The 17,758-nt window shown below is 66.5% G+C and carries 19 protein-coding genes; 8 read left to right on the top strand and 11 right to left on the bottom strand.

The features are described from left to right. Positions 1-121: 121 nt before the first annotated feature. Complete coding sequence (locus ASD55_RS06820; protein WP_056764708.1) at positions 122-886, bottom strand: hypothetical protein; 765 nt, start codon at positions 884-886, stop codon at positions 122-124. A 314-nt stretch (positions 887-1,200) separates the two neighbouring features. Continuing rightward, positions 1,201-1,779, bottom strand: coding sequence for an OmpA family protein (locus tag ASD55_RS06815; protein ID WP_056764707.1), 579 nt, complete (start codon positions 1,777-1,779; stop codon positions 1,201-1,203). 316 nt (positions 1,780-2,095) lie between these two features. Between ASD55_RS06815 and ASD55_RS06810 the strand changes: the two genes are divergently transcribed. After that, positions 2,096-4,324: a penicillin acylase family protein gene (locus ASD55_RS06810; RefSeq protein ID WP_056764706.1), complete on the top strand. Its 2,229-nt coding sequence runs from the start codon at positions 2,096-2,098 to the stop codon at positions 4,322-4,324. Between the two features lie 45 nt (positions 4,325-4,369). Here ASD55_RS06810 and bla read toward each other — a convergent pair whose 3' ends face one another. The 4 genes from bla to ASD55_RS18370 all read right to left on the bottom strand — a co-directional run bounded on the left by bla (position 4,370) and on the right by ASD55_RS18370 (position 7,534). Then, positions 4,370-5,254, bottom strand: coding sequence for a class A beta-lactamase (gene bla, locus ASD55_RS06805; protein WP_056764705.1), 885 nt, complete (start codon positions 5,252-5,254; stop codon positions 4,370-4,372). 101 nt (positions 5,255-5,355) lie between these two features. Continuing rightward, positions 5,356-6,060, bottom strand: coding sequence for a glutathione S-transferase N-terminal domain-containing protein (locus ASD55_RS06800; RefSeq protein WP_056764704.1), 705 nt, complete (start codon positions 6,058-6,060; stop codon positions 5,356-5,358). Positions 6,061-6,156: 96 nt separating this feature from the next. Next, positions 6,157-7,290 (bottom strand): DUF1615 domain-containing protein, encoded by a 1,134-nt coding sequence (locus tag ASD55_RS06795; protein WP_056764703.1) that lies wholly within the window; start codon positions 7,288-7,290, stop codon positions 6,157-6,159. A 67-nt stretch (positions 7,291-7,357) separates the two neighbouring features. Continuing rightward, entirely contained in the window at positions 7,358-7,534 is a 177-nt protein-coding gene (locus ASD55_RS18370; protein WP_157598883.1) for a hypothetical protein, read from the bottom strand. Between the two features lie 137 nt (positions 7,535-7,671). On the opposite strand from ASD55_RS18370, the gene ASD55_RS06790 reads away from it, so the two are divergent. Then, positions 7,672-8,487, top strand: a complete 816-nt coding sequence (locus tag ASD55_RS06790; RefSeq protein ID WP_255357473.1) for an NAD-dependent protein deacetylase — start codon at positions 7,672-7,674, stop codon at positions 8,485-8,487. 2 nt (positions 8,488-8,489) lie between these two features. Here the strand turns inward: ASD55_RS06790 and ASD55_RS06785 are convergent, their stop codons facing one another. The 3 genes from ASD55_RS06785 to ASD55_RS06775 all read right to left on the bottom strand — a co-directional run bounded on the left by ASD55_RS06785 (position 8,490) and on the right by ASD55_RS06775 (position 11,132). Next, positions 8,490-8,960, bottom strand: a complete 471-nt coding sequence (locus ASD55_RS06785; protein ID WP_235577747.1) for a nuclear transport factor 2 family protein — start codon at positions 8,958-8,960, stop codon at positions 8,490-8,492. 40 nt (positions 8,961-9,000) lie between these two features. Continuing rightward, a complete protein-coding gene (locus tag ASD55_RS06780) occupies positions 9,001-9,576 on the bottom strand; it encodes a TMEM175 family protein (RefSeq protein ID WP_056718352.1) in 576 nt (191 codons plus the stop codon). A gap of 92 nt (positions 9,577-9,668) precedes the next feature. Beyond that, positions 9,669-11,132 (bottom strand): dihydrolipoyl dehydrogenase, encoded by a 1,464-nt coding sequence (locus tag ASD55_RS06775; RefSeq protein WP_056764699.1) that lies wholly within the window; start codon positions 11,130-11,132, stop codon positions 9,669-9,671. Between the two features lie 296 nt (positions 11,133-11,428). On the opposite strand from ASD55_RS06775, the gene ASD55_RS06770 reads away from it, so the two are divergent. After that, on the top strand, positions 11,429-11,872 hold the full coding sequence (locus ASD55_RS06770; protein WP_056764697.1) for an SRPBCC family protein: 444 nt from the start codon (positions 11,429-11,431) through the stop codon (positions 11,870-11,872). Positions 11,873-11,890: 18 nt separating this feature from the next. Here ASD55_RS06770 and ASD55_RS06765 read toward each other — a convergent pair whose 3' ends face one another. After that, entirely contained in the window at positions 11,891-12,109 is a 219-nt protein-coding gene (locus ASD55_RS06765) for a hypothetical protein (protein WP_056718349.1), read from the bottom strand. A 138-nt stretch (positions 12,110-12,247) separates the two neighbouring features. On the opposite strand from ASD55_RS06765, the gene ASD55_RS06760 reads away from it, so the two are divergent. From ASD55_RS06760 to ASD55_RS06750, 3 genes are all read left to right on the top strand, one after another. Next, positions 12,248-12,604, top strand: a complete 357-nt coding sequence (locus ASD55_RS06760; protein WP_056764695.1) for a DUF1428 domain-containing protein — start codon at positions 12,248-12,250, stop codon at positions 12,602-12,604. Positions 12,605-12,803: 199 nt separating this feature from the next. Then, complete coding sequence (locus tag ASD55_RS06755) at positions 12,804-13,703, top strand: sensor domain-containing diguanylate cyclase (RefSeq protein WP_056764693.1); 900 nt, start codon at positions 12,804-12,806, stop codon at positions 13,701-13,703. A gap of 123 nt (positions 13,704-13,826) precedes the next feature. After that, positions 13,827-14,417 (top strand): DsrE family protein, encoded by a 591-nt coding sequence (locus ASD55_RS06750; RefSeq protein ID WP_056764691.1) that lies wholly within the window; start codon positions 13,827-13,829, stop codon positions 14,415-14,417. Positions 14,418-14,465: 48 nt separating this feature from the next. On the opposite strand, the gene ASD55_RS06745 is transcribed toward ASD55_RS06750, so the two are convergent. Continuing rightward, positions 14,466-15,536, bottom strand: a complete 1,071-nt coding sequence (locus tag ASD55_RS06745) for a M23 family metallopeptidase (protein WP_162248782.1) — start codon at positions 15,534-15,536, stop codon at positions 14,466-14,468. A 292-nt stretch (positions 15,537-15,828) separates the two neighbouring features. On the opposite strand from ASD55_RS06745, the gene ASD55_RS06740 reads away from it, so the two are divergent. Both ASD55_RS06740 and ASD55_RS06735 read left to right on the top strand, forming a co-directional pair. After that, positions 15,829-17,274 carry an MFS transporter gene (locus ASD55_RS06740; protein WP_056764687.1) on the top strand — a complete coding sequence of 482 codons (1,446 nt, stop codon included), beginning with the start codon at positions 15,829-15,831 and terminating at the stop codon, positions 17,272-17,274. Next, complete coding sequence (locus ASD55_RS06735) at positions 17,271-17,723, top strand: MarR family transcriptional regulator (protein ID WP_200946097.1); 453 nt, start codon at positions 17,271-17,273, stop codon at positions 17,721-17,723. The genes ASD55_RS06740 and ASD55_RS06735 overlap by 4 nt, the downstream gene beginning before the upstream one ends. Positions 17,724-17,758: the final 35 nt, after the last annotated feature.

Raw genomic sequence — 17,758 nt, 5'->3', positions numbered from 1 at the left:
AGCATCGTGTTTCGGAATGAACGGGGGCCGGCACCGCGGCGCAGGCATTCCCAGCCGGCCCGCCGTCAGGCAGCGGCAGGCATCAGGGCACGCGAAAAAGTCGAATGGAAAGCGCGGGCGCTCAGGGCACGCGCATCTCCGCCTCGACCTGCCCGATGAAATGACCCATCCGGATGGAGGCCGTGCTGGTCAGGAAAATGCCTTCGTAATACGCCAGCAGCACGTCCAGCCGCTCCTGATTCAGTTCGCTCGAGGCCCGGTACTCGGGCCCGGGCGGCCGGGTGATCGTCTCCACCATGTCGCCGAGCAACTCGCGCATGTCCTCGCGGAACAGATCCAGCCCCTCCGCCCAGCCGGTGTCCGGCTGGTTCAGCACCAGACTGGCCGCCCGGACAAAGGCCTGCCGGCCCGCGATCTCGTCGACGATGCTGTCGATGTTGTTCACGCTGCGGGGCAACGAGACGCAGTCGGCAAACTCCAGCACCAGATGCCGACGCAGGCCCCTGTTGCCGGCGATCATCGTCGGCAGCTTGCCATCGAGCTGCAGATGGCATGGGCAGGTGTGGCAGGCATTGTCGACGCCGCCGCTGCGATCCACGTAGGCCTGCCACACCGCGCCCTTGCTTTCGACCAGCACCGGGGCACTCAGCCGCTCGGTCTTCCTGACGATCTCGAACAAGGCAAGGATGCGCGCCACCGAGTGATAGCGGCGCTCGCCGTAATTCCTGAGCTTTTCTTCCATCGACCGCGAAGGCTGGCGTCGGGTGTGATTGCCGCCCGAATCGATATGGATGCGGCTCTTGCCCACCCGGGTGCGGGCGGCAATCGTGTTCAGGCGGCTGCGAAAGAAATTCGCGCTCTGCCGGTAATCGCTGGAATTGGGCATGTTCGTATCCTCGGCCGGAAGAACGTGGCGACAAGGCATCGAAACGAACGTCCCCACGATCAGGCGGACTATAGCCACGGCATGAGGCCCCGGAACGCCCATTTGCAGGGCGAGCGCAAGGCCGGATCGAAATTGGGCCGTGTCCTGCGTGGACGCCGGTCACACGCCTACATGACGGTCTGGACAAACCCCACAACCGCCTCGGTACAGCTCGGGAAACTCGGAAAGCCGTCGCGCTTGCCGCGCAGACGATGCTCGCCTGCGCGGCAAGCAGCACCACTGGAACGGGGCGCGGCTCACGCGCCCCGCCCTGATCAACCGGCGTAATCGACCACCAGGGCCACGCGGCGGTTGCTCGTGCCTGCGTCGCGCGATGCACCCTTCTCCACCTGGCGGTTGCTCGCCTCGCCATAACTGACCGCCCGAACCTGGCCGGCGGCCATGCCTTCACTGGAAACCAGATAGTCACGCACGGCGTCCGCGCGCTTCTGGCCCAGCCGCTGGTTATAGGCACGCGAACCGGCCGGATCGGTGAAGCCTTCCACCGTCACCACCGCACTGGAGTGGTGCGCCTGCATCACCTGGGCGAAGTCCTTCAGCATGGCCTTGTCCTGTTCGTTCAAGTCGGCCTTGTTGAAATCGAAATGGGCCACCGTGTCCACGCGCAGGCGTCCCTGCATTTCCGTCAGGGTGGCATCGTATTTGGAGAATCGCTGCTGCATGTCGGCAGTGAGGGCGTCCAGTTGCTGCTGCATCTGGACATCGGTGCTTTGCAGCTTGCTGATGGCGGCGTCGAAGTCGGTGCGCTTGACGTAGCCGCTGCAGCCGGCAAGGGATGTGACTGCCACCAGGGCGAGAGCGAGACAGGCGCCTCGGGAAGATCGATTCAACATGGGGAGTTCTCCTCTTCATATCGGAATGCTGCGGCGGTGATGCACGAAGCCTCGCCACAACCTGTCCGATCCTGCCCCAGCGAAGCTGCACAGTCTGCGAACCCGGCGACGTATTTTGCCCGCGCGAATTAATGCCGAGTTCAGTTGCGGTCCCGATCGCCAGCAGATGCGGGTTCGCTCCGCGAGCGATGCGATTCGATCAGCGGCATCCGGGAGCGCCGTCGACTCCGTCGAACCAGGCTTTGCACAGACGGCCCGGTAGTGCTCAACTCCACGCGGTACGGCGGCGCCAACGAACCCGGGGGATCGCAAACAGATGCATGCAACCATCTTGAACAAGCTGCGCCGATCGGCGCCATCCACCCTGTTGCCGCGATGCCTGCTGGCCGCCACGCTGATGCTGACGACCCTGTTGTCCACCGCCCGCAGCGCACCGCCGGAGCTGGCCGACTGGCAGCGCCAGGCCCAGGCAATCACGATCACCCGCGACGACTGGGGCATTGCCCACGTCCACGGCAGGACCGATGCCGACGCCGTCTTCGGCATGGCCTACGCCCAGGCCGAGGACGACTTCAACCGGGTCGAGACGAATTACCTGAACTCGCTGGGCTGGCTCGCCGAAGCCGAGGGCGAGTCGGCGATCTGGAGCGACCTGCGCCAGCAGTTGTTCATCGATCCCGTCGACCTCAAGGCCCAATACGCGAAGAGTCCGGCCTGGCTGCAGGCCCTGATGGACAGCTGGGCGGCTGGCCTCAACTACTACCTGGCCACCCATCCCGACGCGCATCCGCGGGTGATCAGGCAGTTCGAGCCGTGGATGGCGCTGAGCTTCAGCGAAGGCAGCATCGGCGGCGACATCGAGCGTGTCTCGCTCGACCGGCTCGCCGCGTTCTATGACAAGGCCGGAACGAAACTGGCCAGCGTGCAGACGCCGTCGAGCTGGGTCGAGCCGAGCGGCTCGAACGGCTTCGCGATCGCGCCCAAGCTCACCGTGGACGGCCATGCGCTGTTGTGGATCAACCCGCACACCTCGTTCTTCTTCCGCTCCGAACTGCAGATGTCCAGCGACGAGGGGCTGGACGCCTACGGCGCGGTGACGTGGGGGCAGTTCTTCATCTACCAGGGTTTCAATCCGCACATCGGCTGGATGCATACCTCCACCGGCGCCGACGTGGTCGACGAATTCGCCGAGACCATCGTGCACAAGGGCGACCAGCTGTTCTATCGCTACGGCAAGGAACTGCGTCCGCTCACCTCGCGCACGATCAGGCTGCGCTATCGGGCGAAGGACGGCTCGCTGGCCAGCCGCAGCTTCACCGCCCGCTTCACCCATCACGGCCCGATCGTGCGCGCAGCCGACGGCAAGTGGATCGCCATCGCGCTGATGAACAAGCCGATGGAGGCGCTCGAACAGAGCTGGCTGCGCACCAAGGCCAGCGACTACGCCAGCTACCGCAAGGTGGCCGAGCTCAAGGCGAACTCCTCGAACAACACGATCTTCGCCGACGACAAGGGCGAGATCGCGTACATGCATCCGCAATTCATCCCCAGGCGCGACAACCGCTTCGACTACACCCAGCCGGTCGACGGCAGCGACCCGGCCACCGACTGGCAGGGCCTGCACACGCTGGACGAGGCGCCGCACCTGCTCGATCCGCCGAACGGCTGGATCATGAACACCAACAACTGGCCCTACTCCGCCGCGGGCAAGTTCAGCCCGCAGCAGAAGGATTACCCGCGCTACATGGATACCTTCGGCGAGAACCCGCGCGGCATCCACGCCACCCGCGTGCTCGATCGGGTACGCGACTTCAGCAAGGCCTCGCTGATCACCGCGGCGTTCGACTCCTATCTGCCCGCCTTCGCGCAACTGATCCCGGTGCTGGTGTCCGACTACGACAGGCTGCCCGACAACGATCCGCTGAAACCCCGCCTGGCCGGCCAGATCGCCCTGCTGCGGGGCTGGGACTATCGCTGGGGCATCGCCTCGATGCCGACCTCGCTGGCGGTGTTCTGGGGCGACACGCTGTGGGATCGCGTGCATGCCCAGGCCGAATCGGAAGACCAGTCGGTGTATGACTTCATGGCCGGCGACGCGGGCCCGAAGGCGCGCCTCGACGCGCTGGTCGCCGCCTCCGACCGACTGGAACACGACTTCGGCAGCTGGGGCGTGCCGTGGGGCGAGATCAACCGCTTCCAGCGCAACGACGGCGCCATCGTGCAGAGCTTCGACGACGGCAAGCCGAGCATCCCGGTGCCGTTCGTCTCCTCGCGCTGGGGCTCGCTGGCCTCGTTCGGCGCGCATCGCTGGCCCGGCACGAAGCGTTACTACGGCACCAGCGGCAACAGCTTCGTGGCGGTGGTCGAGTTCGGCCCCAAGGTCAGCGCCCGCGCGATCACGGCCGGCGGCGAAAGCGGCCATCCCGCCTCGAAACACTTCAACGACGAGGCCGAGCGCTACACCACCGGCAACCTGCGCACCGTGTACTTCTGGCCCGAGCAGTTGCAGGGGCATACCGAGCGGGTCTATCACCCGGGAGAATGACGGAGCGCGACCGGGCCGCCTTCACGGCAGCCCGAATGGCTTTTTTTACAGGCTGGCCGCGATGCGACCCACCTCGGCCAGCACGCGGGCGCCCACGTCGGCATCAGGCGATGTGGGTGCGTAATAGGCGGTGACCAGCACGGGCGCGCGCTGCGGTGGCCACAGGATCGCCACGTCATTGCTCTCGCCCTGCGTGCCGCTGCCGGTCTTGTCGCCCGCCTGCCAGCCCGATGGCAGGCCGCCGCGCAACTTGTGCAAACCCGTGGTGCACGCGCGCAGCCAGCCGGTCAGGCGTGCGCGTGACGCGGCAGAAAGCGCATCACCCAGCAGCAGGGCGCGCAGGTCGCCCAGCATCGCCTGCGGCGTGGTGGTGTCGCGCAGCTCGCCCGGACCGCCGACGTTGAGCTCGGGCTCGGTGCGATCGAGCCGGGTCAGCGGATCACCCAGCGTGCGCACGAACGCGGTCACCGCCGCGGGACCGCCGAGGCTGGCCAGCAGCAGGTTGGCGGCGGTGTTGTCGCTCACCGTGATCGCGGCCTGGCAGAGCTCGCCGACCGTCATGCCCGGCGCGCCCACGTGGCGCGACGTTTCCGGCGCCCATGCCAGCAGCACGTCCTTGCCGAAAATGATGCGTCGATCCAGCTGCTCGCTGCCCTGATCCACCCGCGCCAGCACCGCAGCCACTGCCAGCAGCTTGAAGGTGCTGCACATCAGGAAGCGCTCGTCGATGCGGCGCCCGGCGTGGTGCCCGCTGCCGGTATCCAGCATCGCCACGCCCAGTCGCCCGCCGTGTTTTCGCTCCAGCGCCGCCAGGCGTGCCGCGATGGCATCCACCGCAGGTGACGCCGCCGGCATCGCGAATGCCACGCGATGCAGCGGCAGCGCCGCCGCACCCAGCAGGATGCCCTGCAACAGGTTTCGACGATTCATCGGATCTCCTCGTGATGGGACGCCAGCGGTCCGGTACGCCAGAGGCTAGTCAGCCAGGCAGGCGCCCGGCGGCCTTCGGGGAGGCGAAATGCTGACAGGCCTCAGGCCCGCGCCGGAATCTTCAGGCCGCGCTGCACGGCCGGCCGCGCCAGGCCGCGTTCGAGCCAGGCCGAGACATTCCCGAAGCTGTCGAACGCCACCAGTTCGCGCGCCTCGTAGAAGGTCACCAGGTTGTTCACCCAGCCCAGCGTGGCGATGTCGGCGATGGTGTAGTCGTTGCCCATGATCCAGTCGCGACCATCCAGCTGCGCGTCGAGCACGCCGAGCAAGCGCTTCGATTCGTCGACATAGCGCTGCAGCGGACGCTTGTCCTCGTAGCTCTTGCCGGCGAACTTGTTGAAGAAACCGACCTGACCGAACATCGGGCCGATCGAGGCCATCTGGAAAAACACCCACTGGATCGTTTCCCAGCGCCGCGCCGCATCGGCCGGGATGAACTGGCCGGTCTTGTCCGCCAGGTACAGCAGGATCGCGCCCGATTCGAACAGCGCCAGTGGTTCGCCGCCGGGGCCGTCCGGGTCGATGATCGCGGGAATCTTGCCGTTCGGATTCAGTGCGAGGAACTCCGCCGTGTGGCTCTCGTTGTTCATGATGTCGACCAGGTGCGGCTCGTACGGCAGCCCGGTTTCCTCCAGCATGATCGACGCCTTCACCCCGTTCGGCGTGTTGAGCGAGTACAGCTGGATGCGCTCGGGATGGGCGGCCGGCCACCGCGCCGTGATCGGAAAGTCGACAAGCTTGCTCACGTGACACTCCTGCATGCTGGGGGGAACGCTTGAACGTGGGTACGTCAGGCGAACGCTTCAAGCCGCGCAAAGGCTGCGCCCGACACTGCCCCGGCGTTATCCGGGTGACTTCCCGGCGCGCCGCATGCAGCGCTGCCAGCGCTCGTCGACGCGTTTGGCGAACCAGGCGGTGGTGAGCTTGCGGGTGATCTTCGGGCTCTTCAAGGTGATGCCCGGCAGCTGCGCGCGCGGCAGCGGCTGGCGTTCGATGCCCTCGGCCAGCGCATACACGCGGGCGTAGAGCTTGCTGTCCACGAAGTCCTGACGCTCGCCCTGTGCCAGAGCCCGATGGATCGCCGAGTCGCTCATGTCCAGCTGCGAAGACAGGGTCCGCACCGCCAGTTCCGTCGCTCCCGGGCGATCGCCGAAACCGGCATCCGGCGACAGCAGGTCGCCGTCCAGCGCCAACGGGATGCCCGAGGCGACGCTCACTGCATGCTGGAACGCGGCGTTGCGGCTGGCGTACCAGCCGGCGTTGAAATCGGCGAAGCGGTAGAGCGGCGCGGGATAGTCCGCCGGATATCCCAGCAGGTGCGCGATGCCGAAATACAGGCCGCCGCGCCGGCTGAACACCTCGTCGCGGATCGAGCCCTTGATCGGATACGGATAGTCCCGGGCATGCGCCTCGGCGAACGCGATGCTCACCTGCATCGGGCCGGCCGTATGCACGGGATTGAGCTCGCCGAACAGCCGCCTGCCCAGCGGCACCATGCCGATGAAGTCCTGGAAGATCCCGCTCAACTGCTTCTCGGTGCGCGCCGCCGACAGCCGCTCGCTGTAACGCCGGCCGTCGGGCGACTTCAGCCACAGCGCCGCATCCACCAGGAACCCGGGGATGTGCTTCGCCGCGGCGCGACGGTCGATTTCCTGGCGCGCGATCCGGCCCAGTCCGGGCACCACCGGGTCCACCTTGAACCCCGACTCCTGTTCTGTCACCGCCAGCACCGCGCACAGGTTGGCCGTGCTCGGCGCGATCTGCCGGGCGGAAAACGCCACCTGGATGTCGGTGGCCCAGCCGGCGCGATCGTCGGCACTGGCCGGGATCAGCCGCAGCAGGTCGCTGCGCACCTGCGCCGGGCTGCGCGCGTTCTGCACGGGCTGCGAAGCGCAGCCGACCAGCAGCAATGCCAACAGCCAGGCCGGCACTCGCCACGGCGAGGAGAACGCGGAGTCGATCGCGATGAGCTTCATCCGGCCATGCTAACGCGCCGATGCCTCGGGTCGACCACCGTCCTGGCGTCGCTCACTGGCTTCCGGTTCAGATCAGCGGAAAGATCCAGTGCAGGGTTCCGTAGACCAGCACTTCGGCCAGCACGAACACGGAAAAACCCAGCACGAATTTCCCCGCGGGCTTCTCGTGCCACATCTTGTACGCGTCATCGTCAAGCTTCGCCGCCCGGGCGGCGGTGACTTCATCCGTTCCAGCGTGATCCATGTGCCTGCTCCCCGTGTCCGTGACCCTGCCCGCCGCAAGGCGGACGCGCTACAGTCCATCGCCATCATCGTCGGCGCTTCCCGACACGGCAAGCCCGCCCTGCAGGCCGCCTGTTTTTCCGTACCGCCAGCACCCATATCTGCGCCATGACTCCGCTTCAGCAATTCATCGACGACCATCCGCGCCTGTTCGTGCTGACCGGCGCGGGCTGCAGCACGGATTCGGGCATCCCCGACTATCGCGACCGCGACGGCCAGTGGAAACGCCCGCCGCCGGTGAACTACGCCGCCTTCATGCATGAGCCGGCCACGCGCCAGCGCTACTGGGCGCGCAGCCTGGTCGGCTGGCGGCGTTTCGGTCGTGCGCTGCCGAACGCCACCCACCGTGCGCTGGTCGCGCTGGAGCGGCGCGGCCAGGTCGAGCTGCTGGTGACGCAGAACGTGGATCGTCTGCACCAGCACGCCGGCAGCGAGCGCGTGCTGGACCTGCACGGACGCCTCGACGAAGTGCGCTGCATGGGTTGCGAGGCACGACTGGGCCGCCACGCGTTCCAGCAGATGCTGGAGGAGCGCAACCCGGCATGGCTGTCACTGGATGCCGGCGATGCGCCGGACGGCGACGCCGACCTGGAAGGCCATGACTTCGCGCAGTTCGAGGTTCCGCCCTGCCCGCATTGCGGCGGCATCCTGAAACCCGACGTGGTGTTCTTCGGCGAGGCAGTGCCCCGCGAACGGGTGGAGGCCGCCGCGCGCGCCTGGCAGGCGGCGGACGCCGTGCTGGTGGTGGGATCGTCGCTGATGGTCTATTCGGGCTACCGCTTCGTCGATGCCGCCGCGCGCGCCGGCAAGCCGATCGCCGCCGTCACGCTCGGCCGCACGCGCGCCGATGCGCTGCTGAGCCTGAAGGTCGACGCGCCCTGCGACACCTCACTGGCCTTCCTGCATCAGCCCTGACATCAGCTGGTGTGGTCGAGAATGATCTTCCAGCCGTCCGCGGTCTTTTCCCACAGCAGCGAGAACACGCCATCGTCCTGGGCAACCTCGCCGTGGGCAGCGCGATCGAGGTGGAAGCGGCCGGTGACCACGGCATAACGCACCTCGCCATCGCGCCCGGGCAGCAGGCGCACGTCGAGATCGGAGAAAGTGAGCTTGCCCATCTGGGCCTTGCCGGCGTAATGCTTGCGGTAGCTCTCCAGGATCGCGCGGTAGCCCTTGCGCACGCTGCTGCCCACGAAGGTCGTGTCGGGGGCGTCCTTGTAGCCGTGCATGAACCCGTCGACGTCGCCGAGGTTCCAGGCCGCCTGCTGCCGGTTCAGCACCTGCCGGATGGCGGCGGCGTCCGCGTCGGGGGTGGCTGCACGAAGCGGACTGGCGATGCACAGCGCCACCACCATCGGCAGCGCGATCAGAAGCCTTCCTGCGTTCATGATGACGCCTCCCCGATGGACGGCTGAAAAGTGTGCGGGCTCAATGGGCAGCCAGCTTCTCGATGCGCCGATCCGGCACCAGCCAGAGCAGCGCTGCCAGGGCGTAGAAGAGCTGCGCCGCCCAGGGCCGCCAGAACGTCAGCGCGATGCCGCCAAGATAGAGCAGCGGCGAGATCTTGCCCTTCCAGTCGTAGCCGATGGCCCCGCGCAACGCCGAGTCCGGACCCGCCACCGCGATCAGCACCTGCTCCAGTATCCAGTAGGCCACCGCGGCCATCAGCAGGACGAAGCCGTAAACGGCGGTCGGCGCCTGGGCCAAGTGGTTTTCGCCCATCCATGCCGTGGTGAACGGGAACAGCGACAGCCAGAACAGCAGGTGCAGGTTCGCCCACAGCACCGTGCCCGATACCCGATGGGTGATCGCCAGCATGTGATGGTGGTTGTTCCAGTAGATGCCGACGTAGACGAAGCTCAGCACGTAGCTGAGCAACACCGGCGCCAGCGGACCGAGCGCCGCCAGCGTGGTTTCATGCGGCACCTTCAGCTCCAGCACCATGATGGTGATGATGATGGCGATGACGCCGTCACTGAATGCTTCCAGCCTGCCCTTGCCCACCTGTTGTCTCCCGATCAGGCCCCATCGCCGGCCGACGCGCAGTGTGCCTCAGCCAGCGTCCGGATACATCCGGCACGCGCCGGTTCCGTGGCCTAGGCGCCCGGTCCGCAGTCGATGCAGTGCAGCGGCGGCGCGGCGCCCATGCCCAGCGCGGTGAGCAGCTCGCGCAACGCGGTGCGCAGGCCCTCCTCGATCGTGGGGTGGTAGAACGGCATCTGCAGCACGCCGGCAACCGTCATGCGCGCCTGGATCGCCCAGGCCAGCAGGTGGGCGATGTGCTCGTTCTGCGGGCCGATCATCTCGGCGCCCAGCAGCAGGCCGCTGCCCTGCTCGCCATAAACGCGCAGCAGGCCGTGGTTGACCAGCATCACCCGCGAACGCCCCTGGTCCTCGAAGGACACCTCGCCCACCGCGAAATCGACGCCGTCGGCAAGCAGTTGCGCATGCCGTCGCCCGGCGTAGGCGATCTGCGGATCGGAAAACACCACGCCCAGCGGGGTGCGCCGGGTATGCCGGTAGACCGCCGGATACCGCGCGGCCTGCTCGCCGGCCAGGTGGCCCTCGTCGGCCGCTTCGTGCAGCAACACCCGATCGGCATCGGCATCACCGGCGATGAAGACATGGCTGTCGCCGGCCCGGGTGGTCTGCGGATCGAACACCGGCAAACCCCTGGCATCGAGCTCGAGCCCGGAATGCTCGAGCGCCAGCATCTCGACATTGGGCGTGCGCCCGGTGGCAGCCAGCAGGTAATCGAAGCGCTCGCTGGTCGCTGCGCTGCCCGGGTCGGTGAAGTGCACGACCACCGCCTCGCCGTCCCGCTCGACGCGCACGTCAGCGGCATCCAGGCTGAGCGGCAGTTCCGCCGCGATCAGCCGCGTGGCCTCGGCGCGCACCACCGGATCGCTGATCGCGCCAATCCGTCCGTCACGACCGAACAGGTGCACGCGGACCCCCAGCCGATGCAGGGCCTGGCCCAGCTCCAGGCCGATCACGCCGGCACCAAACACGGCCACCGAGCCGGGCAGGTCCTGCCAGTCGAACACGTCGTCGCTGATGATCAGTCGGTCGCCCGCCGCCCGCAGCACCGCGGGAATTGCCGGCCGCGAACCGGTGGCGATGATGATGCGCCCGGCACGGACCCGCTCGACCGGCGGCACGCTGCCGTCCATCGCTGGCGACAGCTTCAGCGTATGCGGGTCCTCGAATTCGGCGTGCGCCCGCAGCACGTGGGCAGGGTCGAAACCCGCCACCGCATCGAGCACGAAGCCCACGAAGCGGTCGCGTTCGTCACGCACCCGCTTCATCACCGCGCGGCCATCGACCCTGCCCGCGTCGCTGGCGATACCGAACGCGGGCAACACTGCCAGCCGGTGCCGCGCCTCGGCCGCGGCGATCAGCAGCTTCGAGGGCATGCAGCCGACCCGGGCGCAGGTGGTGCCGAACGGGCCACCTTCGATCAGGGCGATGCGGTCGGTGCGCTTGCGCGCCTGGCGATAGGCGGACATGCCCGCGGTGCCGGACCCGATGATGGCGATGTCGACCTCGCGCGTGCTCATGCCGTCACCGCCCGTCGTGCGCCTGCAGGTTCCGGCCACGGCCGGCCATGCGGATGAGTTGCCATCGAAGTGTCGATCATGGAACCACCTTTCATCACTGCGCGGGAATGTGCCGGTCATCGCGGGTGTCGGTGACCGCGCTTCAGGCTACTGCAAAACGGCCGGGACCTGGCTCGCAGACAACGCGATATCGAATCGACCGGGGCGATGAACCCATCGGACACACCGGCTGTCGATTTCCGCCCCGCCCGTTCGTTGCTGCCATGAGGGCTACTCCTCCAGCCAGGAAAACCGCCATGTCCAACACTGTCCGCCTGCATCGGGTACTGCGCGCGCCGGCCGAGCGCGTCTATCGCGCCTTCCTCGATGCCGAGGCCCAGGTCAAATGGTTGCCGCCGAACGGCTTCACCGCCAGGGTGCATCATCTGGATGCCCGCGTCGGCGGCAGTTACAAGATGTCCTTCACCAACTTCTCGACCGGCCACAGCCACGTCTTCGGCGGCACCTATGTCGAGCTCACGCCGTTCGAACGCATCCGCTACACCGACCAGTTCGACGATCCCAACCTGCCCGGTGAAATCACGGTGACCATCACCTTGAAGACCGTGTCCTGCGGCACCGAACTGCACGTGGTGCAGGAAGGCCTGCCCGAAGTGATTCCGCTGGAGCAGTGCTACGTCGGCTGGCAGGAATCGCTGGCACAGCTCGGCCGGCTGGTCGAGGTGGACATTCCGGACTGATTGCCGATACCTGCCGTGCTAGTCCCACGGCACCGATTCGGCCAGCAGATCACGCAATTGCGCCTCGTCCATGTCCAGCAGCTGCTGCTCCGCCAGGCGAAGGTTTTCCGCGGCCATGACGGTCTTGCGAACCGTCAGGTCGCCGGCGTGGGAGAACACCAGCAGCATGTTGCCGTAGGACGCATCCAGCACTGCCGCTTGCCATGGATTGCCGTTGGTATCGTCGAAACTGCGCATGAAGCCTGTTCCCGGCAAAGGTCGGGCCAGTATATCGACGCTGCAACGGAAGCCGCGCGCGTGTCGATATCCCGGGCACCGGTTCGTCGCTGTAGTGAAGGTGGCCTTGTCGGCCCCCATTCCCGCAAGGAGACAACCATGTCCTGGATCGATGGTTTCGTGATCGCCGTTCCCCATGCCAACCGCGCGCAGTTCATCGAACACGCCCGCACGTTCGACAGCATTTTCCTGGAATTCGGCGCCACCCGGGTGATGGAGTGCTGGGGCGAGGATGTGCCCGATGGCAAGCTCACCGATTTCCGCCGCGCCGTGCAGGCACAGGCCGATGAAGCGGTGGTGTTTTCGTGGGTCGAATGGCCCGACAAGGCCACCCATGATGCCGGCATGGAAAAGTTCATGCAGGACCCGCGCATGGAAGCGGCCAGCGCCTGCCCCTTCGATGGAAAGCGCATGATCTTCGGCGGCTTCGTGCCGGTGGTCAGCCTGCCGGGCTGACCACCGGCGGGAACCGTCCGCGTTTGCCGGATGATGTCGGGAGCCATCGCGCCGCCGATGGCTTCCGGCCCCATGCGCGTGGCGCCTGCGCCCTGCCTTCACCCACAGGCACGGTGATTCTGATAGCTTGCGACGGGACGCACGATGGTGATGACGCCTTTCTGCGCACACCACCGGAACAGACGACCACCGCAGGCAGATGATCCCGACGCTTCCTCCACTCGCCGACGTGCTCGACCTGATGCCCGATGCCGTCTGCGTGGTGGACACCGAGGGACACCTGCTGTTCGTCAACGCGAGCTTCAAGCGCATCTTCGGCTACACCCCGGAGGAAGTGCTGGGCCGGCGCATCTTCGAGCTGGTTCACCCCGACGATCGCGCCGCCACCGCCGCACAGGCCGAGCAGGTCATGTCGGGCAAGCTGCAACTGCATTTCCGCAACCGCTACCTGCACAAGGACGGCCACAGCGTCGACATCCAGTGGTCGGCGCGCTGGCTGCCGCAGCATGGCGTGCGCATCGGCGTCGGCCGCGAGGTGACCGAACTGCGCCGCCTGGAGCGCGAACTGGAGCACCGCGCCAACCACGACTCGCTGACCGGACTGGCCAACCGCGACCGCCTGCGCATCGAACTGCAGTCCGCGATCGATCACGCCAGGCAGACCGGTCATGGCGTGGCGGTGCTGTATCTGGATCTCGACGGGTTCAAGGACGTCAACGACCGTGGCGGCCACGATGCCGGCGATCATCTGTTGCGCGAGGTGGCCGCGCGCCTGCAGCAGGGCGTTCGGCAGGGCGACCTGGTGGCCCGGGTCGGTGGCGACGAGTTTGTCGCCCTGCTGCCCGGCTGCCGCGACGCACAGACCGCCCGGGCAGTTGCCGAAACCCTGCGCGCCCGTCTCACCATTCCCTTCAGCCTGCCCGACGGCCTGTTCCGGCTGGACGCCAGCATCGGCATCGCCTGTTTTCCCGACGATGGAGCCAACGCGAAAGCCCTGCTGGCCCAGGCCGACCGTGCGATGTACGCCGTCAAGCATCAGCAGTCGTCACGCGAAAGCGGCCTCCGCCAGAGCGAAGAAAGCAGCGCGGACGACGACTGATCATCGCGGTCACCGCAGTCGGGCGAAGGACCGTGCGTCGACGTCGGGCTGAGCGGATTACCGGACGAGCCGCAAGGGGATTAGCATGATGCGCCAGCCGCAGCCCGCGGCAAGGGGAAAATCATGAAGATCAAGCTTTCGCTCGCCCGGGTACTGTCCTGCATGGCGCTGGTGGCGATGTCGCTGCCGGCGCAGGCTGCGGAGCCAGCCGCGGCTGCCGCCAAGGCCTCGCCCACCACGACCTGGGTGTATCCGCTGATCCCGAAATTCGGCGGCGTGCATCCGCGTCCGGATGCCGACGCCCAGCCCGACCCGAAGGCCGACTACAAGATCCTCGTCGACGTGATTTCCACCGGAACCGACAAGAGCAAACCGTATCCATCGCTGGAGCGCCTGGCGCGACTGGTGAATCTGCTGGCCTACTCCGGTGTGCCGCCGGAGCGCATGCACATCGTGGCGTTGCTCGACCAACGAGCGGGCGCCGCGAGCTTGACCGATGCCGCTTCGCGCAAACACCTGAAGAAGGGCAATCCGAACCTGGAAATCCTGCACGCGCTGAAGAAGGCCGGCGTCAAGCTGCTCGTCTGCGGCCAGGCCCTGGCCGAACGCGGCATCCAGGACAATGAGCTCGATCCGGCCGTCACCGTCACCCTGTCGGCGCTCACCGCTCCGGTCGTGTACGAGCAACAGGGATACCACTACATGCAATTGTAGGGATCATCGGCCAAGCCAGCGTGGTCGCCTTGCGCCCCGCCAGGGACGTCAACGCAAGGCGGGGAATCCGATCACCATGTCGTCCAGCGGCATCTCGGCTTGCCGGTGCCGGAGCGGCAGCGGTACCCATGGCTCGCCCTGGCCAAACAGCTGCGCCTCGGCTTCCGGCCCGAGCAAGTCGAAGCGGTCGAACAGGAACGGCAGGCCTTCGGAACCTTCGAACGTCATCGCGCTGGAAAGCTGGAAATGCAGATGCGGCGCGCTGGAACTGCCGGACTGGTCCAGACGCGCCAGCAGCTGTCCCTTGCGCACATGATCGCCGATACGCAGCTTTACGCTACCGCGTTGCAGGTGCGCGTAGCTGGCGAACACGCCTGGTTGGATCTCCAGCACCACGTAATTGCCGAACAGGCCATGTGCCGTCAATGACTCCGGCTCCGACTGCGGGTTGAGTGGCGGGTGTTCCGGCTCGCCGTCGCGTGCATCGCGCACGACCCCGTCCGCCACCGCGAGCACGTCCGCACCGTAGCCGACCCAGTCCGCATGCCGCGACTTGCCGACATTCTTCACGCCTGCACGCACCACCTGCCCGCGCGGATCAATCCCCACCAGGTCCAGTGCGTAGCGTTGCGGAATGGTCACCTGCCCGTTCACTGCCACCAGGCTGCCCCAGTGATGCGAATGCGCATTGCCCGGCCCCTCGTGTGCCAGCCAGAGTCCGCCGCGCAGCGGTGGCCCGATAAGCACGGGTGCCTCGGCACTCAACGATACACGCACGCCATCAAGCAACTCGGTCTTCTGCTTCGCGGTGGCGAAGGTCATCCGATGGCGCAAGGTCCGTGGTAACGGGCTCGCCGTGGGCAGGGTCAGCCAGACGTAGACGACGCGCTTGCCGGCGTCGATGGTCACCGGCGCATGTTCAGCCGGTGCCGGTCGAGTCATCCCCGCCAGATCTTCAGCATCGAAGCGGGCGAGCGGCGTACGGTCATCGTCCGCATACACTTCCAGCTCCCGCGGCGTCAGCGGGCCGGCGTCATCGTAGATGCTGGTGACATGCAGCTCGTAGGCAAGGTGTATCCGGTCATCGCTGCCCGTCACCGCGGCCGGGGCAAACGGCACGCGCGCTTCCACCGGAGCAAGCGCCTGCTGCGCACCAGCCAGTGAAATCCAGCACAACGATGGCGCGAAAAGCCAGCGCGCGAATCTTCCACCCATCGACACATGCATCTCCCGAGATATGCCCATGGCCGCATGATCAATGACGATGCGCACCAGCGAAGTCAGATTCACTCACCGCGGGGAAATCCACAAGAGATCTCGCCCGGCGTTTGTCCACGTCCCCTCTCCCGGCGCAGGCGCTTCGACACTAATAATTGTTGACTTACAATAATTGTATTTATACAATTTTTGTATGAACACAATCCATGACCCCATCCGGCAGTTCAGGTCGCACCCGAACCTGATCCTTGCCATTTGCTGCCTCAGCCTGCTGATGGTCGGAATGGACATCACGATCGTCAACGTCGCGCTGCCTTCGATTCACCGCGACCTGGACGCGTCGATATCCGGACTGCAGTGGGTGATCGATGCCTACACGATGGTGGTGGCCAGCCTGTTGATGCTGGCAGGCTCGATGGCGGATCGCTTCGGGCGCCGACGTGTCTTCCAGACCGGCATGGCCATCTTCATGCTCGGCTCGCTGCTGTGCAGCCTGGCCCCGGACATCCACGGCCTGATCGCCTTCCGCATCCTGCAGGCGCTGGGCGCCACCATGCTGAACCCGGTGGCCATGTCCATCATCGTCAATACCTTCCATGAGCCGAAGGCACGCGCCCGCGCGATCGGCATATGGGGTGCCGTGGCCGGTGTCTCGATGGCGCTGGGCCCGTTGATCGGTGGCGCCCTCACGCAAAGCATCGGCTGGCGCTCGATCTTCTGGGTCAACCTGCCGATCGGTGCGGCGGCGATGATCCTGGCGGCCCTCTACATACCCGAATCGAAGGCGGCCCAGGCGCGACGGGTGGATCCGGTCGGGCAGACGCTGGTCTTTCTTGCACTCGCTGCGCTGACTTATGCCGTTATCGAGGGTCCGCACATCGGCTGGCATACGCTGACCATCACCGGCCTGTTCGCCCTGGCGGTGCTTGCCGTCGTGGCGTTGCTGGTTTATGAACCGCGACGGAGAGAGCCGCTGATCGACCTGCGCTTCTTCCGCAGCATCCCCTTCAGCAGTGCCACTCTGATCGCCATCTGCAGCTTCTCCGCGTTTTCCGGCTTCCTGTTCCTCAATGCCATCTACCTGCAGGAAGTTCGTGGCTACTCCGCCTTTCAAACCGGGCTGTGCACGCTGCCGATGGCTCTTGCGACCATCCTTTGCTCACCCTTCTCCGGAAGACTGCTCGGCACCCACGGCACCCGGCCATCCCTGTTGATCTCCGGCACCGCGACCACCATCAGCGCGTTGATGCTCACGCAATTGACCGCGACGACCCCGCTGGGTCTGCTGGTGGCGGGCTACGTGATCTTCGGCATCGGCTTCGGCATGGTAAATGCGCCCATCACCCACACCGCCGTTTCAGGCATGCCCAAGGCACAAGCCGGACTGGCTGCCGCGGTGGCTTCCACCAGCCGGCAGGTCGGGGCGTCGCTGGGCGTGGCCATTGCCGGTACCATTGCCGGAACCCGGGGAGTGCTGCGCAACTTCCCTCAAGCAACGCATCCGTTCTGGTGGCTGGTCGTTGCCGGCGGTGCGGCAGTCGTTTTTCTGGGCTGGCTTTCCAGCACATCGTGGGCCCACGACAGCAGGCGCCACGCTGCGCATTTGCTGGAGGAGGCGCCCTCGGGAGCAGCGGTGTGAGCAAGGCAGTACCGAAACAGAATGATTCCGACGTCATCTGGCAAACCCTGGTGGCATGGGTGATGGACAGCCGCGGCGACTGGCGCCGCAAGGTCACCGACGCCACCGGGCTGCCCTTCAGCCGGATCCGCGCACTCAAGCGGCTCGGCGCCGGCCCGATGACCCTGAAGGACCTCGCGGACGCCATGTCCACCGATGCACCGGCGGCGACCGTCGCCATCAACGACCTGGAAAGCCGTGGTCTTGTCGAACGTTATCCCCACCCTGAAAACCGGCGCGCCAAACTGGTGTCGCTCACGGCGGCGGGCCGCAGCGTCATGGCCACCACCCGCCGAGTCGTCGAAGCCACTCCACCTGCCCTGCAGGATCTGTCAGCCACGGACATCAAGACGCTGCGGCGCATCCTGGACAAAGTAGCGGCGCATCAGGAATCGCGTGCGGAAGACTGAGCAGTCGTGGGTGGAAAACAGGATCCGAGGTGACT

Origin of the sequence: Rhodanobacter sp. Root561 (assembly GCF_001427365.1) — a bacterium.
Classification (GTDB): Bacteria; Pseudomonadota; Gammaproteobacteria; order Xanthomonadales; family Rhodanobacteraceae; genus Rhodanobacter.
This window is presented reverse-complemented; position numbering and strand designations above follow the sequence as displayed.

Coding starts and splice junctions, on each gene's coding strand:
- ASD55_RS06820 (WP_056764708.1), bottom strand. CDS start 886: ATGCCCAATTCCAGCGATTACCGGCAGAGCGCGAATTTCTTTCGCAGC.
- ASD55_RS06815 (WP_056764707.1), bottom strand. CDS start 1,779: ATGTTGAATCGATCTTCCCGAGGCGCCTGTCTCGCTCTCGCCCTGGTG.
- ASD55_RS06810 (WP_056764706.1), top strand. CDS start 2,096: ATGCATGCAACCATCTTGAACAAGCTGCGCCGATCGGCGCCATCCACC.
- bla (WP_056764705.1), bottom strand. CDS start 5,254: ATGAATCGTCGAAACCTGTTGCAGGGCATCCTGCTGGGTGCGGCGGCG.
- ASD55_RS06795 (WP_056764703.1), bottom strand. CDS start 7,290: ATGAAGCTCATCGCGATCGACTCCGCGTTCTCCTCGCCGTGGCGAGTG.
- ASD55_RS18370 (WP_157598883.1), bottom strand. CDS start 7,534: ATGGATCACGCTGGAACGGATGAAGTCACCGCCGCCCGGGCGGCGAAG.
- ASD55_RS06785 (WP_235577747.1), bottom strand. CDS start 8,960: ATGAACGCAGGAAGGCTTCTGATCGCGCTGCCGATGGTGGTGGCGCTG.
- ASD55_RS06775 (WP_056764699.1), bottom strand. CDS start 11,132: ATGAGCACGCGCGAGGTCGACATCGCCATCATCGGGTCCGGCACCGCG.
- ASD55_RS06770 (WP_056764697.1), top strand. CDS start 11,429: ATGTCCAACACTGTCCGCCTGCATCGGGTACTGCGCGCGCCGGCCGAG.
- ASD55_RS06765 (WP_056718349.1), bottom strand. CDS start 12,109: ATGCGCAGTTTCGACGATACCAACGGCAATCCATGGCAAGCGGCAGTG.
- ASD55_RS06760 (WP_056764695.1), top strand. CDS start 12,248: ATGTCCTGGATCGATGGTTTCGTGATCGCCGTTCCCCATGCCAACCGC.
- ASD55_RS06755 (WP_056764693.1), top strand. CDS start 12,804: ATGATCCCGACGCTTCCTCCACTCGCCGACGTGCTCGACCTGATGCCC.
- ASD55_RS06750 (WP_056764691.1), top strand. CDS start 13,827: ATGAAGATCAAGCTTTCGCTCGCCCGGGTACTGTCCTGCATGGCGCTG.
- ASD55_RS06740 (WP_056764687.1), top strand. CDS start 15,829: ATGAACACAATCCATGACCCCATCCGGCAGTTCAGGTCGCACCCGAAC.